The organism is Photobacterium sp. TY1-4 (assembly GCF_025398175.1).
GTDB lineage: Bacteria > Pseudomonadota > Gammaproteobacteria > Enterobacterales > Vibrionaceae > Photobacterium.
On record NZ_CP099735.1, the window covers coordinates 1,410,484 to 1,425,473 of the forward strand.

Genomic DNA, 14,990 nt, shown 5'->3' on the forward strand with positions numbered 1-14,990 from the left:
AATACGCTTTCTCAGCGTGATACAGCTAGGTTATAGCAAAGATAATCTTGTGAACTCAAACTAACACGGATAAAAAACGACCACATCATGACGCAACCACTGATACCGTAACAGCATAAAATGCCACAATAAACGATATAATCAGCATGTGAGATAAATTTCAACCAGCCAAATCAACCATAAACACCATCAGAATAACAATTCACGAATAATGATTTTTTAGTTACTTATTTGAGAATTGAAGCACTAAATAATCAATTTAACTGCAAGATTATTCTAACGAATACTGCCATCCGCCTCTGTGCGCTCTGTGCCCGGATTCCCCCACTGACACCTGACCCCATACAGCCAGCAGGCCCTCTCCGCCAGCGACAGGCGTCAATGCCCCGGCTCTTTTTCTCCGGAGCAAACCCAAAAATATGATCTTGATACAAATGATAATGATTGCTATTTATATTGATAAATTTATTATTTTAGCCATGACGTGTCCTGATGAACGGCGTGACATCCCATACCAGGGATTTCCCCGGCTTCAGAGCACGTTCGAACACGTATGGATACTGCGTAAAGGAGGGGCAATCACGCCACCTGCTTTATTTCACCCGATCACAAGGTACGAAACATGTCAGAACATGCCCTGAACTGGATGCCACTCACGCTGCCCCAACTGGATTTTTGGGAAGAATTTGCCTGCCACCCGGATGAGCCCCTGTCCACCGTCGCCCATACCATCGACATTCGCGGAGCAGTCGATGAGCAGGCGCTCAGCCAAGCCATTGAACAGGCGGTCCGGGAAACCGATGTCCTGTCGCTGCGTTTTCGCCTCCGTGAAGACGGCCACACCCCGGAGCAAGCCCGGGATCCGCAACGGCAACCTCAGCTCCGGCTGATTGATCTGCAAGACCATGCCAATCCGGAGCAGGCTGCCACAGCCCTGATGCAGGCGGATGTCGACGCCCCGCTCAACCTGCTCAGCCAACCGCTGTCCGCCCAGTGGCTGATCAAACTCGATCCATCCCGCTATCTCTGGTATATCCGGGCCCACCACATTGTGATGGACGGCTTTGGAATGACCTTACTGGAGCAGCGCTGTGCCACCCTGTATGCCCACTTCCTGGGTCAAGGGGAAGCCGGTGCACCATTCAACGCCTTCGCCAGCTTCCTCGACGAAGAGCAGAGCTATCGCAGCAGCCGCCGTTTTGAGCAGGATAAAGCCTTCTGGCAGGACTACCTGGCGAGCAGCCGTGATCTGACGGTGCTGAACAAAGAAGACGACTTCGGCGAGGAAACACTGCATTTCAGTTGCGAGCTTTCCCCGGCCCTGAGCGAGCAGCTCAAAGCGATGGCGGGCGAGCTGAAGATGGGCTGGCCGGATCTGCTGGTCAACCTCTCCGGCCTCTACCTGTACCGCTTTTTGGACCAACCCGGCGATAGCCCACGCACCTCAATGCCGCTGTGGGTCCCGTTCATGAGCCGCTGGGGGAGCGTCGGGGCTTATATGCCCGCTTTGCTGGTCAACATCCTGCCGTTCGGTGTCACCGTCAACCCGGATGACACCCTGGCCCAATATCTGACCACCAGCGGCAAGTCGCTGCGACAGCTCTACAGCCGCGGTCGTTACCGGATCGAGCAGATAGCCGCCGATCAGGGGCTGACTGCCAACAGCCGTTACTTTTTCTCACCCTTCATCAATGTGCTGCCGTTCGATCCACCCGTATTTACCGGGTGTGAAGTCAAACATCAGGTGATCACCAGTGGCCCGGCCGATGGCTTCAATATCACCTTCCGTGGCCGGACCAATGCCGATGCCCTGACCCTGAGCCTGGATGCCGATCCCCTGGCGCATCCACGGGAAGCATTTGAACAGCACCAGCGCCGTCTGCTGCTGTTTCTGGAAGCCGTGCTCTCGCCCGGAACCCTGCAACTGCCGCTTCATGCGCTCTATCAACGCGTTGAACACTAGGCACTCCACCACACCTGCAAGACGTGCTCAGGCGTGAACGACGATTGCCTCCGCGCAGCCTTGGAATCGACAGCGCCAAGCCAGATATATCCAGGCGGGCTCTCCCCCGCCTGGATTACCACCCGGGGCTCGTCGCATTAAATGAATTCAGGTGCAAATCAAAGCGTTGCGAACACCTTGACAACCGCGGAGCCTCTTCCCCATAATCACCACTTGATAATAATTACCATTTTCAAGTGAGTAATCTTTTAGCCCGTAAAGAAAGACCTGCCTCGTGAGGGATACACATGCAAATGCTCCAAAAAGTAATGCGCTCAACCGCTGTTGAGTCACTGCCTTATGTTGAAGACCTACTCAGCGACATCGCCCTAGATCCCGCCAGCGACCAGTTGATTGCTCAGAAAAGACAAGCCATCAGCAACATCCTGCGTGGTCACGATGATCGCCTGATGCTGATCGTCGGCCCGTGCTCGATCCATGATCCTCAGGCCGGTCTTGAGTATGCCGCCCGGCTGGCCGAGCTGCAGCAGGACTATCACGATCAATTACTGATCGTGATGCGAACCTATTTTGAAAAGCCGAGAACCCGGGTGGGCTGGAAAGGGCTGGTGGTGGATCCGGATCTCGACGGCAGCCATAACATGCCCAAAGGACTGCGGATCGCCCGCCAGTTTCTCCATGATGTGATCCAACTGGAGCTGGCCACCGCAACCGAGTTTCTTGATACCACGGTGTATCCGTATCTCTGCGATCTGATCTGCTGGGGCGCGATCGGCGCACGGACCACGGAATCTCAAATCCACCGCCAGATGGCTTCCGGCCTGCCGTGTCCGATCGGGTTCAAAAACGGAACGGACGGTAATGTTGAGATTGCTATGGATGCAATCCATGCCGCCCAGGCGTCGCATCATCTGTGTGTTTCCGGGCTGCGCAGCGGGCCGCAAATGGTGATGACCGGAGGGAATCCGGACGGCCATGTGATTTTGCGCGGCGGCAAAACCCCGAACTACAGCTCCGAAGATGTAGTTGCCGTGACCCAGCAGCTCGAAGCCAACCAGCTTTCTCCCCGTCTGATCGTCGACTGCAGTCACGGCAACAGCCTGAAAGTGGCGAAAAACCAGCTTCATGTCGCCGAAGACCTGGCCCGGCAACTGATCGACGGCGAGCAATATATCGCCGGGGTCATGGCGGAAAGCTTCCTGGTCGGCGAAAACCAGAAACTCGGTGATCAGCCGCTGCGCTACGGCCAGTCCATCACCGACGCCTGCCTCAGCTGGGACGATACCCGCACGCTGATCGACACCCTGGCCAACGCCAAGGAAATCGCGCTCAGCAGGCAGTTTTCAACCGTCGCCTGAGTCTGACGCCGGACTTGAAAAACCAATAAAAAACGCCGGTTCGAGTGTCCCGAACCGGCGTCAATCGATAATGAATGAATGGCCTGAACAAGTGACCGGATCCGAAGACAAAGCATCCGCGTTACTGTCAGGCCAGCCTTGCTAGTTATCCAACACTAGTTATCCAACGTTGCCCCGCCGTCAACCCGCAGATCATGCATGGTAATATGATTGGCCGCCTCAGAGAGCAAAAACAGCACGGTATTGGCGATATCTTCCGGCTCGGCAATTTTCTGTAGCGGGATCCCCAATCGATACTGCGCCGCATCCCCGGCAATCACCTGCGGCTCACCGTAGGTGTCAGTCCAGAGCTGCTGCTGCATCTCAGTTCGGGTCGAGCCCGGGCTGACAAGATTACAGCGAATGCCGTGCGGTGCCAGCTCGATGCCCATACTTTTCACCAACATGTGCAGCGCGGCTTTTGACGCCGGATAAGCCCCCATATTCGGCCGCGGGGTATTGGCTGCATTCGAGCCCACCACCACCATCGCGCCACGACCGGCCTGTTTCATCGGCCCACTCAAAGCCTGCATCACCGCCAACGCACCAAAGGCGTTGATCATGAACGTCTCCTGCACCGCCGCGATATTCATGTCACTCAAACTCCCCAAATGCAGGATCCCGGCACAGCTCGCCAAATCCGTGATCGGACCGTACTTATCCTGAAGCGCGGCGATCACCACCGGAACTGCATCCGGTGCTTTCAAATCCAGTCGATCGCAATGCAGCTGCGTTGAATGCTGCGCGCGCAGTGTCTCGGTGTTGGCCAGCAATAAGTCCAGGTCGACATCGGTGGCAATCACACGCGCCCCGGCCCCCAGCAGGGTTTGCACCACACTCAACCCAATGCCCCGCGCAGCGCCGGTCACCAATATGTTTTGCCCCTCAAGTGACAACTTCATCTATCATAACCTCATGATTCACATGTGTTTAATCAAGCTCACCGTATCAACATCAATCGATTCATAAAAAATGTGAGCTTACATCAAAAACAACGATATTTATCAAATACCAATGATAACTATTCGCATTTTTATTGTTATCAATGTAATGTGAGTCGCACAATTTCGCAATAGATCGCGTTTGATATATAAGAGGGAACACCATGCAACGTGAAGTCATCGGCTATTCCAAAATGGCCCAAGAGCTCATCGAGCAGCAGCTGACCACGTCACCTTTCTTTTTTGCCTCACCATCCAATACCTTGTTCGGCGTCGGCGTGGCTCAGGAATTCCACCAGCCAATCCCGTTTACCGATCTGGCCAAACAGGCCACAGCGATGCTTCAGGCCGCCAAAAAAGATGAGTCCGATAATCCGGTCCTGTTCGGAATCGTTCCGTTCAGTGACGACAACCCGACCCGGTTTGTGATCCCCGAGAAACTGTATGTCTCCAGCAGTACGCGCGGTAGCCTGCCCCGCTCGAATATGGTATCGCAAGCTAAACTGATTTCATCGCCATCCGGCCAGCAATACCGCCAGGGGGTAGAAGATCTGCTGGAAATGTTTGCCACCACCGGCCTGTCGAAAGCGGTGCTTTCTCGTGCCGTGGAAGTGGCAACCCATGAAGATATCCCGCTGCAGAATTTGCTCAGCAACCTGCTGGCGATCAACAGCCGGGGATATACATTTGCCGCCAATACCCAGACCGGCACCAAACTCATGGGCGCCAGTCCGGAACTGCTGGTGGCGAAAAAAGGCAGCCACCTGGTGTCCAACCCGTTGGCCGGCTCGCGTCCACGCTCGGAGTCTGAAGCGCTTAACGACGCATCCCGCCTGTCGTTGCTCAACACCCAGAAAGATCTGCATGAGCACGGCCTGGTGGTCGAGGAAGTCGAACGGGTCCTGAGCCGCTACTGCCATAACCTCTACACGCCGATGGTGCCGTCGGTGATCGAAACCCAGACCATGCTACACCTGTCGACGGTGCTGGAAGGCCAGGTCACCGATCCACACCTGAACGTGGTGCAAATAGCCGCCGACCTGCACCCGACGCCGGCCGTCTGCGGCTATCCGCGTGAAGATGCCTATCAGGCGATCCGCAAGATTGAGCAATTTGATCGCGGTTATTTCACTGGCATGGTCGGCTGGTGCGATGCCCGTGGCAATGGTGAGTGGGTGGTCACTATCCGCTGCGCCGAAGTTCAGAAACGGCAGATGAAAGTCTATGCCGGGGCCGGCATCGTCAACGAGTCCGTGCCGCAAAGTGAGCTCGATGAAACCGGCGCCAAAATGGGCACGATTCTCTCGGCCGCCGGAATCCAACTCAACGACTTGCTGACTGCCTAGGAGCTCCCATGAACCACAACACTGATTTGACGGTCTGGCCTGACGCACAAGCCAGGGAGTACCGCGAGCTGGGCTACTGGCAGGATCGAACCCTGCTGGATCACTTCCGCCAAACCGCAGCGCAGTTTCCTGAGCAACCGGCTGTCATTTGTCAGGACCGCACTTTCACTTATCGCGACATGAACCTGCATATTGGCCGTCTCGCCGCCGGATTCAAGGCCCTGGGCCTGGCGCCAGGCGATAATGTGGTGCTGCAAATGACCAATGTCGCCGAGTTCTACACCTGCTTCTTTGCCCTGCTGCAGCTGGGAGTGCGCCCGGTACTGGCGCTGCCGGCTCATCGCCAGGCCGAGATCACCTACTTCTGCGCTCATGCCGAAGCGAAAGCCTATCTCATCGACGGAGCCAGCACCGCGTTCGATTACCAGGCGCTGGCCCGTGACGTCGTCGCGAGCTGCCCGAGCCTCAAGCATGTCATAGTCCGCGGCGAACTGGCCCCGACGGACGATCCGCGCTTTATTCGTCTCGCCAATTGCGAACAAGCGCCCGAGACTGCGCAAACGGCCCATCCTTCGGATATCGCTTTCTTCCAGCTCTCCGGCGGCACTACCGGCACCCCGAAGCTGATCCCCCGCACCCACAATGACTACGCCTACAGCGTTACCGGCAGCGTCGAGATTTGTCAGTTCAGCCCCGACACCCGCTATCTGTGTGCCCTGCCGGTGGCCCATAACTTTCCGCTCAGCTCCCCGGGTGCCCTGGGTGTATTCTGGGCCGGTGGCTGCGTGGTACTGACCCAGAACCCGGCACCGCAAGCCGCCTTCGAACTGATTGAAAAACACCGGGTGACCGTCTCGGCACTGGTGCCACCGCTGGCCTTACTGTGGATGGATCACGCCGCCAACACGCCATACGATCTCTCGAGCCTGGCATTGGTCCAGGTGGGCGGCGCCAAGTTCAGCGAGACCGCTGCCAAAGCGCTGCCGGACAAACTCAACTGTCAGCTCCAGCAGGTGTTCGGCATGGCCGAAGGGCTGGTCAACTACACCCGCCTGGATGACCCGATTGAGGTGATCACCCAAACTCAGGGTCGGCCGATCTCAGCCCACGATCAGGTCCGGGTGGTCGACGACGCCGGTCGGGATGTCGCGATCGGTGAAGAAGGCTTCCTGCTCACGCAAGGGCCTTACACCATTCGCGGCTACTACCGGGCTCCGGCTCATAATGAACGCTCCTTCAGCCAGGACGGCTTCTACCGGACCGGTGATATCGTCAAACGCACCGCCGAGGGCAATTTGATTGTGACCGGTCGGGATAAAGATCAGATCAACCGCGGTGGTGAAAAGATCGCGGCCGAAGAGATCGAAAATCAGCTGCTGCGCCATGAAGGGATCCATGATGCGGCCCTGATCGCGATTCCGGATGACTATCTGGGGGAGCGCAGTTGTGCGGTGATCGTGCCTCAACCGGGCGTTGAACTACGCCCGATTGCGCTCAAGCGGTTTTTGCGCGATTTAGGGATCGCCGATTATAAAATCCCGGATAAGATCGCCTTCAGTGCAGCGTTGCCGAAAACCTCCGTCGGTAAAATTGACAAAAAAGCACTGCGCGCCACGTATGCCTGAAGCCCAGGCTTCACTGACACGCAATCAAAAGCCCGAGGATGTCCTCGGGCTTTGTTGATTGATTCAAATCTGACTCGATTCAAATCTGGCTCGTTTCAAATTTGAATAATAGTGCTGACGCTTTTACCACCAAGGCGGCGGATCAAGCCATTGCAGGCTCTGCGTGTGTCTCTGCCTGCGGGGACGCCATCAGTGCCCACCATTCGCGCAGGGTGACTTTTTCCATCAGCTGCGCAAAGGTGACCTTCGCGCCCTGCTGGTTCCACTGCTCCAGCAGCATCATGGCGCGAATGGAATCCAAGCCCAGGAACATCAGGTTCTCGTCAACATCCACTTCATCCAATTCCAACGCCAGCGCCTCGGCAACATCCTGTTGCATGGCTTCTAAGGTCAGCGCCGGCTTGACCGCCTGCGCCATCGCCGCTAACGCCACAGACAACGGCTGGATGTTACCGGCGCGACCGGCCAGGTAGCTCAGGGCAAACTCGTGATCAGCCAGCGAGAAATCAGCAATGGCATCGCCAATCACAAATGGCTTGATGTCCAGCATAAACGCATCCAGCGCCGTCGACAGAATCCCGATGTGACCGTAAATCCCGCAGATGATCAGCTGATCTTTGCCTTGCGCCTGCATGTAGTCCAGCAACGGGGTCTTTTTAAACGCGCTGTAGCGCCATTTCACATACTGCAGATCGTCACTTTCCGGAGCGAGCTCAGCAATAATAGCGGTCTCTTCCTTCAGTCCCGTTCCCCAGAAGTCGGTCAGCAAGGCGCGATCTTCCGGCGCCTGATTCGCCGGCTGAGCGGTATACACCACCGGGATCCCGGCTTGCTTAGCGGCTGCCTTCAGGGTCTGGATATTTTGCTTGAGCTCCTTCATCGGCGACTGATCCGCCCGATAAAAATTGACAAAATATTCCTGCATATCGTGGATCAACAGCACCGCTTTAGCCGGGTCAATTTGCCAGTCCGTTTTGTTGGCCGGGTAGCTTTCAGTTGCAGGGAGTGTATAACGCTCGATGCTTGGAATCGCCATTGTTGCTTGATCCTTATTTTTTTCATCCAATAGTGCTCGACGACACCGCACGCGCTTGCCTCCGGCAGAATCATGCGAATGAAAGCCGAGATTGAAAATCAGCCGCACGATCAGCAGTGGGTGTTGTTCGAACGACAACAAACACAAATGATATTTATTATCATTGCTTTTTGCAACAATGGATTTGCTGATTTCTTGAAGCCCGTGCAGAAGAATGACAAAAAAATCAAAAAGGATGAGCGAAGTCGACGGCGGCATCAACACCACCAGTGATGACATGCCATCGGGAAAATATGTCCGACAGACATAAAAAACAGTTAAACAAAATTCATATCAATTAATCTGTGCTAGATTTTTCAAAAGAGACGTATGGTTTTTTGCTCAGTTAGGTCGAACATTCCGCACAATCATGCCCGGCCGAGGAGCCAACCGAACCAAACACACAAACAAAGGCTATCTCCGTCAAGTGCTTAGCAGGATGCAGGAGCGAGACTATGTGGACCCCGATAAAATTTTCCCTGATTGCCCTCAGTTTCATCACGATTACCCGCCCCGGTAGCGCGGCTCCGCTGCCTCCCCCGCAAGAGACCGTGATCCTGACCGTCAGCGGCCAAATCGAGCAGACCAACGCCCTGCACCAGGCCCAATTCGACCGCCAGATGTTACTGCAGCTCCCGCAGTCAACCATCACCACCCAAACGCCCTGGACGGAAAAAGCTCATGTCTATGAAGGGGTATTGCTGCGCGATTTCCTACACTATGTCGGCGCTCAAGGACACACGCTCTCAGCCACCGCCCTGAATGATTACCAGACCCAAATTGATCTGGACGTCATTCAGCCCTATCCGGTGCTGCTGGCTCTAAAAGAGAACGGTCGCCTGATGCGGGTCAGGGACAAAGGCCCAATCTGGATCATCTATCCGCTGTCTGAACATCCGGAGCTGGATCAACCTCAGCACCATGAAGATATGATTTGGCAGTTGCGCACCCTGGATGTTCGCCCATGAGAAAAGTAAAAATTCTGCTGGTCGCATGCATGGTGCTATTGTTTGCGATCAGCTCCGTGGTCAGCACCCAGCGCCAGCACCAGGTGTCCGGTTTGATCTCCCTGTCGATTAAAACTATCGGCTGGTCTTCTTCCGAGCTAGAGATGGAAACCCTGAAATTCATGCAGGCCCTGCGGCGCATTGCCCTGAACGATCTCAGCCAGGAGGAAGTCTCGCTGCGCTTTGATCTTCTCTGGAGCCGGATTGATGTGCTCGCCGCCGGCGAAGAATCCCGTCCCTTTCGCAACCAGCCCGGGGCCACCAAGTTACTGCAACGTTTCAAACGGCACCTGATGGCCATTGAACCCGAGGTGTTTGCGCTCAAGCCGGGTGATCAAGCCGCCCGACGCCTGGAGCAAGCACTCATCCCCTTTCAGCAGCAGGTCCGGAACCTGAATGTCCAAAATGCCGCCGGCGATAAGAGCTGGCGCGATCTGCAACAAATTTCAAGCCTGCAACATGAGGCTAACCTCTTTTTACTGGGTTTGCTCCTCAGTGGCAGCATCTTGATTTTCCTGTTGATCCGGGAAAGTACCACCAACCTCAAGCAAGCCCTGCATGACAGCCTGACCGGCCTGGCCAACCGCCATGCTTTTCACCTGAAACTCGAGCAGGCCATTGCCGCCGGCCACAAACATCACACCGGGATAGCCGCCTTGATGCTCGACATGGACGGCTTTAAACACGTCAATGATCAACTGGGTCACGCTGTTGGCGACCAGCTCCTGCAAGCCATCGCTGCACTGCTGAAAACAACGGCCAGCTCCGGCAACACCGTTGCCCGACTGGGCGGCGATGAGTTCGGCATTCTCCTGGATCAGAACGCCACTCCGGCATCCTGCCGCAAGCTGGCGTCGCAGCTCAATACCGCCCTCAAGCAGGGGATCACCATTCAGGGCCATCGGCTTTACCCGCAGCTCAGTATCGGCAGCAGCTTCTTTCCAGAGGATGCAATGCAACCAGACATCCTGATGCGCCATGCCGATCTGGCCATGCATTATGCTAAGCATGATCCCAAAACCGGCTATCGCCGGTTTGAGCAACCAATGGAAGACAAGCGCCAGCGCTTCCATACCCTGGCCGAGGATTTGGTCGCCGCACTGGCCAACAATGAGCTCCAGCAACGTTATCAGCCGATTGTCTGCCTCAAGACCCAGCGTATCGCACTGGTGGAATCCCTGCTGCGCTGGCACCATGCGCAGTACGGGGATATTTCGCCAACCGAGATCGTGACGGTTGCCGAGCGCGCCGGTCTGGCCGAGCAGCTCAACGCCTGGGTGTTGACCACGGCCTGTGCCCAGAGTGTGGCCTGGCGGAAATCCGGGCTACCTGCAATCCGAATGTCGGTGAATATCTCACCCGCCATGTACACCCGATATGATTTGGCCGGGATGCTCACCCGGGTTCTGTCGCAAACCGGTCTGCCAGCGGATCAGCTGGTGCTGGAGATCACCGAAGATACCACGATGCAGGATATCGACAGCTCGCCGCAGATCCTCAGTCAGTTGCACCACCTGGGCGTCGAGCTAGCCCTGGATGACTTTGGCACCGGTTACTCTTCCCTCAGCCATCTCAAATCGATGCCATTTCAGAAATTAAAAATTGATAAAAGCTTTATCCAGGCCTGCTCCCCGACAGCTCATCAAGCCAACAGTTTTCTGCGGACCATCATTCGCCTCGGCCAAAGCTTGGGAATGGCCGTAGTTGCGGAAGGAATTGAGACCAAAGCGCAGTACGAGCATTTGGTTGATGAAGGCTGCCAGTTTGGCCAGGGATTCTGGTTCCACCGCCCCATGACCGGTGACGAGCTTGCCGCCATCCTCAGAGAGCGCCAGCAGGACAACGTCAGCTACCTGAGCAACAAGACAGCGACGGAGCGGCAAGTGTGAGCCGTCATGTGGAATGAAAATACGGCTAAGATTTGGCTATTGAAGCCATCGTCGTTTGTTATACGAATTTTTCCACCAAATCCCGTGTCATAAAGTGACTATGTGGATCCAAATTGTAATCAGCAAATGGGGCACAGCAAGTGAACCCAAACTTTTCATACAGGTTTCTTGCTGGTTGGAAAAACTCATGGGTACCTGTCTCTAAACTAACTTTTTGATACCCTCTGTCTATTGCGACGTTAAGAGCATGAGCAAGCAGTTGAGTTGCTACACCGGATTTACGAGATGAGCTTGAAGTTCTCATTGACTTGAGTTCAATATGCTGAGGAGTTAATTGTTTGATAGCCAAACAACCTTGCAGTTCATTACCAATCCAACCACTGAAAAATGTAATGTCTGGTGATTTCAGCGCATGAACATCAAGAGCGTGAGCACTTTCAGGGGGTGAAGTTGCGTACATATCAGCTAAATGTTCTTCAAGTAATTTGAACACTTCACCACCCGATAAGTTATCTATTTTTATTTCCATATTCTGAATTTTCCTTAATTCGTATAACGAATGGCATGGACTCCCCCTCATCAGGCTTTGCCACACTTGGTATGTCTGATTACAAAATCGCCGGAGGCCACCCTATCACAATCTATCTATGGCATTGATTTAGCCAAACATAGCTTCAGTATCCACGGTGAGGATCATCAAGGCAAGATTCTGATCCACAAAACAATATCACGCTCGAAAGTTCTCTCGACGTTTGCCAATATCCCACCGGCAATTATCGGGATGGAAGCCTACGGAGCCTCTCATTACTGGGCCCGAAAGCTTTGTCAGCACCAGTGCTAAGCTCGGCCATACGCCAAAGATCATGGCATCAAAATATGTGGCGCCTTTCAGAACGGGTGCCAAAAACGATCTCAATGATGCCGTCGCGATTTGCGTGGCTGTTGCCCGCAGTGCCAGCAACGCACGGCCGGGGGAGCCGAAAAAGGCAAACTGAATAAGGAGAATGGCACTGGTGCTGACAACAACTGGTGCTGACAACTGACCGCAACCAGGAGAAAGCCAACGCATGACCGAACTCAGGCGGTAATGTCAGCACCAGTGCTAAATTACCGTAAATCGCCGAAATAGAATGTCCGCTCAACCCAGCATGTACTTTCCTTGTAGTTGTCGAAGCTACGGAGAAAGAAACATGCTAAGCCGAGAGGACTTCTACATGATAAAGCAACTTCGTCAACAAGGGGCATTTATTGTGGATATTGCCCATCAAATTGGGTGCTCTGAGCGCACCGTTCGACGTCAACTGGCGCTGCCTGCGCCGTGCAAAGGCCGGCCTAAGACACCCAGGCCCAGCAAGCTGGAGCCGTTTAAAAACTTCATCGACGGCAAACTGAATGACAATATCTGGAATGCTGAAGTGATTTTCCAGCAGTTGCGAGAGCGGGGATATCAGGGCGGAAGATCGATCCTCCGCGCCTACATTCACCCTAAACGCCGCCTGCGGCCAAGCAACCAAACGGTTCGCTTCGAGACCCTGCCGGGCCAACAGTTACAGCATGACTGGGGAGAAGTACGCACCGTGATTGCAGGCCAACCCTGCAACGTCTCTATTGCCGTGAACGTGCTGTCTTACTCCCGACGTTTCCACGTCTGGTCCTGCCTGAGCCAGGATGCCGAGCATACTTACCAGTCCTTGATAGAAGCGTTCCATCACTTTGGAGGCGTGCCTGAAACCGTCCTGGTGGACAATCAAAAAGCAGCGGTACTTTCACATCACCCTCGGCAAGGCGCGGTCTTCAACGAAGGTTTTCAACTGCTGGCGAAGCATTATGGTTTTCAACCCAAGGCCTGTCGCCCCCAGCGTCCTCAGACCAAGGGGAAGGTCGAGCGCATGGTCGGCTATGTGAAGCACCACTTCTTTGCGCGTTATGCGGCTTTCGACAGTCAGGCTCATCTCAACCAACAACTGCTCCAGTGGCTCGAAGAGACGGCAGATGAGCGCTGCCTGCGCCAGTTCCGGCAATCCCCGCTGACGCGCTTTGATGACGAGCGCCCGAGATTAAAAACGTTGCCGCCAACCGACTTTGACACCCGTTACTATGATGTGCGTCACGTTGCCTGTGATGCGTACATTGAAGTCCGGGGCAACCGCTACAGCGTGCCGTCCGCTTACTGTGGTCAGTCGGTGACCATCCGCATCAGCCTGGAGGGTGAACTGAGCGTCTATGGCATAGAAGGCGAATGTATAGCTTGCCATCGATTATCTCAACAAGGCTGGCAGACGGAGCCGGCACACCACCGCGCCTTGTGGCAACAAACCTTACAGGTGGAAACCCGTGATCTTCGCATCTACGACGAGGTGTCATCATGAACCTCGACAGCTTGCTTCAGAAACTAAAAATGGAGCACCTACAACTGGGCCTCGACAGCATCTGTGAACACGCCGCCAAGCAAGAGCTGGACTACCGAGCCTTCCTGACCCAGGCACTGAGCGAAGAGTGGCATGGCAGGCACCAAAAAGGCTTCGAGTCCCGTCTCAAACAAGCACGGTTGCCTTGGGTGAAAACGGTTGAAGAGTTCGATTTTACCTTCCAGCCCAGCATTGACCGCAAGCTGATACGGGAGTTAAGCGGGCTGGGGTTTATCGAGCGTAATGAAAACGTGGTGCTGCTCGGTCCTCCAGGCGTTGGGAAAACCCATTTGGCGATTGCCCTTGCCGTCAAAGCGGCTGAAGCCGGGCACCGGGTCATGTTCCTGCCCCTGGATAAGCTGCTCAGCACACTGCTGAAAGCGAAGCAGGAAAACCGGCTTGAGCGTCAGCTTCAACTGCTGATTTACCCGAAACTGTTGGTGCTGGATGAAATAGGTTACTTACCCATGTCCAGAGAAGAGGCCAGTCTGTTCTTCCGCCTGGTGAACCGTCGCTATGAGCGCGCCAGTACCATACTGACTTCGAACAAGAGCTTTATTGACTGGGGCGATGTGTTCGGAGATCAAGCGATTGCTACGGCTATCCTTGATCGGCTGCTTCATCATTCCACCACGCTCAATATCAAGGGGGACAGTTATCGACTGAAAGATAAGCGTAAGGCCGGTATGCTCACGAGCCTGCCGGAAGAAGAAACACCCACGACAACCTAAACGTCACGAAAAGTGATGAAAACCGGACATTCTAAACTGGTGAAATGTGGTCAAAGTAAGTTGGTGTTGACAGTAACCCATTGAAGTGAAACAAAGCATGATCACTTCCAGGCTGCGCTCGCCCTGAAGAAAGCCGCAGGTGCAACGCCCACCGAATCCCAAACGAGCAATTTGCTTAATAAGGCCGTCCGGGCTTGTCCAACACCCGGATAGAAGTGTCGGCTGCGCGACACGTATCCTTATTTGTTATGTTTGTGTTTTCAGCTTTCCATCACAATATCAACAATTTGACCATTTTCATCAAATGAAACGCTTATTAGGTAATTAGTGACATCATTGGGTAAAGTGAAATCATAAACGTCGTCCTCGGCGTAAGTTAATATAAGTGCAGACAAAACGTCATCGAAGCTTGGATTTTCTTTACCTATAATTTCTAGCCATACTGTTGCGGGGAGTTCATCTAAATGATGAGATACGAACAAGTCGATACCGTATTCACCTGACTCTGTTCCGTGTGAGGCTCTTATAGCTTCCAAAGCTAACTCTACTTTTTTATCCATTTCAAATCTCCCCCAGATATCGAGAAAAACATAACGAATGACATGGAC

At 54.3% G+C, this 14,990-nt stretch carries 13 protein-coding genes and 1 pseudogene; 10 read left to right on the top strand and 4 right to left on the bottom strand.

Annotation, left to right across the window (positions count from 1 at the left end):
• Nucleotides 1-622 precede the first annotated feature (622 nt).
• Together NH461_RS23060 and NH461_RS23065 are read left to right on the top strand one after the other, a co-directional pair.
• Nucleotides 623-1,963 carry a condensation domain-containing protein gene (locus tag NH461_RS23060; protein ID WP_261603295.1) on the top strand — a complete coding sequence of 447 codons (1,341 nt, stop codon included), beginning with the start codon at nt 623-625 and terminating at the stop codon, nt 1,961-1,963.
• 287 nt (nt 1,964-2,250) lie between these two features.
• Nucleotides 2,251-3,321: a 3-deoxy-7-phosphoheptulonate synthase gene (locus NH461_RS23065; RefSeq protein ID WP_261603296.1), complete on the top strand. Its 1,071-nt coding sequence runs from the start codon at nt 2,251-2,253 to the stop codon at nt 3,319-3,321.
• A 155-nt stretch (nt 3,322-3,476) separates the two neighbouring features.
• Here NH461_RS23065 and NH461_RS23070 read toward each other — a convergent pair whose 3' ends face one another.
• Nucleotides 3,477-4,262 carry a 2,3-dihydro-2,3-dihydroxybenzoate dehydrogenase gene (locus NH461_RS23070; protein ID WP_261603297.1) on the bottom strand — a complete coding sequence of 262 codons (786 nt, stop codon included), beginning with the start codon at nt 4,260-4,262 and terminating at the stop codon, nt 3,477-3,479.
• Nucleotides 4,263-4,465: 203 nt separating this feature from the next.
• On the opposite strand from NH461_RS23070, the gene NH461_RS23075 reads away from it, so the two are divergent.
• Both NH461_RS23075 and NH461_RS23080 read left to right on the top strand, forming a co-directional pair.
• The gene (locus NH461_RS23075) at nt 4,466-5,647 is read left to right on the top strand and encodes an isochorismate synthase MenF (protein WP_261603298.1); all 1,182 of its coding nucleotides are present in this window, start codon (nt 4,466-4,468) and stop codon (nt 5,645-5,647) included.
• An 8-nt stretch (nt 5,648-5,655) separates the two neighbouring features.
• Complete coding sequence (locus NH461_RS23080) at nt 5,656-7,272, top strand: (2,3-dihydroxybenzoyl)adenylate synthase (RefSeq protein ID WP_261603299.1); 1,617 nt, start codon at nt 5,656-5,658, stop codon at nt 7,270-7,272.
• A gap of 142 nt (nt 7,273-7,414) precedes the next feature.
• Here NH461_RS23080 and NH461_RS23085 read toward each other — a convergent pair whose 3' ends face one another.
• Complete coding sequence (locus NH461_RS23085) at nt 7,415-8,308, bottom strand: isochorismatase family protein (protein ID WP_261603300.1); 894 nt, start codon at nt 8,306-8,308, stop codon at nt 7,415-7,417.
• Between the two features lie 78 nt (nt 8,309-8,386).
• On the opposite strand from NH461_RS23085, the gene NH461_RS23090 reads away from it, so the two are divergent.
• The 3 genes from NH461_RS23090 (at nt 8,387) to NH461_RS23100 (ending at nt 11,243) form a co-directional block, all read left to right on the top strand.
• Entirely contained in the window at nt 8,387-8,581 is a 195-nt protein-coding gene (locus NH461_RS23090; RefSeq protein WP_261603301.1) for a hypothetical protein, read from the top strand.
• Between the two features lie 221 nt (nt 8,582-8,802).
• Nucleotides 8,803-9,315 carry an oxidoreductase gene (locus NH461_RS23095; RefSeq protein WP_261603302.1) on the top strand — a complete coding sequence of 171 codons (513 nt, stop codon included), beginning with the start codon at nt 8,803-8,805 and terminating at the stop codon, nt 9,313-9,315.
• Entirely contained in the window at nt 9,312-11,243 is a 1,932-nt protein-coding gene (locus NH461_RS23100; protein WP_261603303.1) for a putative bifunctional diguanylate cyclase/phosphodiesterase, read from the top strand. The genes NH461_RS23095 and NH461_RS23100 overlap by 4 nt, the downstream gene beginning before the upstream one ends.
• A gap of 58 nt (nt 11,244-11,301) precedes the next feature.
• Here NH461_RS23100 and NH461_RS23105 read toward each other — a convergent pair whose 3' ends face one another.
• Entirely contained in the window at nt 11,302-11,772 is a 471-nt protein-coding gene (locus NH461_RS23105) for a GNAT family N-acetyltransferase (RefSeq protein WP_261603304.1), read from the bottom strand.
• Between the two features lie 114 nt (nt 11,773-11,886).
• Between NH461_RS23105 and NH461_RS23110 the strand changes: the two are divergent.
• From NH461_RS23110 to istB, 3 genes and pseudogenes are all read left to right on the top strand, one after another.
• Nucleotides 11,887-12,193: pseudogene (locus NH461_RS23110) on the top strand (IS110 family transposase); the annotation flags it as partial.
• A gap of 240 nt (nt 12,194-12,433) precedes the next feature.
• Nucleotides 12,434-13,612, top strand: coding sequence for an IS21 family transposase (gene istA, locus NH461_RS23115; RefSeq protein WP_261603305.1), 1,179 nt, complete (start codon nt 12,434-12,436; stop codon nt 13,610-13,612).
• Nucleotides 13,609-14,382, top strand: a complete 774-nt coding sequence (gene istB, locus NH461_RS23120) for an IS21-like element helper ATPase IstB (protein WP_410000121.1) — start codon at nt 13,609-13,611, stop codon at nt 14,380-14,382. The genes istA and istB overlap by 4 nt, the downstream gene beginning before the upstream one ends.
• Nucleotides 14,383-14,642: 260 nt before the next feature.
• Here the strand turns inward: istB and NH461_RS23125 are convergent, their stop codons facing one another.
• Nucleotides 14,643-14,942, bottom strand: a complete 300-nt coding sequence (locus NH461_RS23125) for a DUF2004 domain-containing protein (RefSeq protein WP_261603306.1) — start codon at nt 14,940-14,942, stop codon at nt 14,643-14,645.
• Nucleotides 14,943-14,990: the final 48 nt, after the last annotated feature.

What these genes read in the sequence shown, in the direction of transcription:
- NH461_RS23075 (WP_261603298.1), top strand. Translation starts at nt 4,466, where the DNA reads ATGCAACGTGAAGTCATCGGCTATTCCAAAATGGCCCAAGAGCTCATC.
- NH461_RS23125 (WP_261603306.1), bottom strand. Translation starts at nt 14,942, where the DNA reads ATGGATAAAAAAGTAGAGTTAGCTTTGGAAGCTATAAGAGCCTCACAC.
- NH461_RS23085 (WP_261603300.1), bottom strand. Translation starts at nt 8,308, where the DNA reads ATGGCGATTCCAAGCATCGAGCGTTATACACTCCCTGCAACTGAAAGC.
- NH461_RS23065 (WP_261603296.1), top strand. Translation starts at nt 2,251, where the DNA reads ATGCAAATGCTCCAAAAAGTAATGCGCTCAACCGCTGTTGAGTCACTG.
- istB (WP_410000121.1), top strand. Translation starts at nt 13,609, where the DNA reads ATGAACCTCGACAGCTTGCTTCAGAAACTAAAAATGGAGCACCTACAA.
- NH461_RS23060 (WP_261603295.1), top strand. Translation starts at nt 623, where the DNA reads ATGTCAGAACATGCCCTGAACTGGATGCCACTCACGCTGCCCCAACTG.
- NH461_RS23080 (WP_261603299.1), top strand. Translation starts at nt 5,656, where the DNA reads ATGAACCACAACACTGATTTGACGGTCTGGCCTGACGCACAAGCCAGG.
- NH461_RS23100 (WP_261603303.1), top strand. Translation starts at nt 9,312, where the DNA reads ATGAGAAAAGTAAAAATTCTGCTGGTCGCATGCATGGTGCTATTGTTT.
- NH461_RS23095 (WP_261603302.1), top strand. Translation starts at nt 8,803, where the DNA reads ATGTGGACCCCGATAAAATTTTCCCTGATTGCCCTCAGTTTCATCACG.
- NH461_RS23105 (WP_261603304.1), bottom strand. Translation starts at nt 11,772, where the DNA reads ATGGAAATAAAAATAGATAACTTATCGGGTGGTGAAGTGTTCAAATTA.
- NH461_RS23070 (WP_261603297.1), bottom strand. Translation starts at nt 4,262, where the DNA reads ATGAAGTTGTCACTTGAGGGGCAAAACATATTGGTGACCGGCGCTGCG.
- NH461_RS23090 (WP_261603301.1), top strand. Translation starts at nt 8,387, where the DNA reads ATGAAAGCCGAGATTGAAAATCAGCCGCACGATCAGCAGTGGGTGTTG.
- istA (WP_261603305.1), top strand. Translation starts at nt 12,434, where the DNA reads ATGCTAAGCCGAGAGGACTTCTACATGATAAAGCAACTTCGTCAACAA.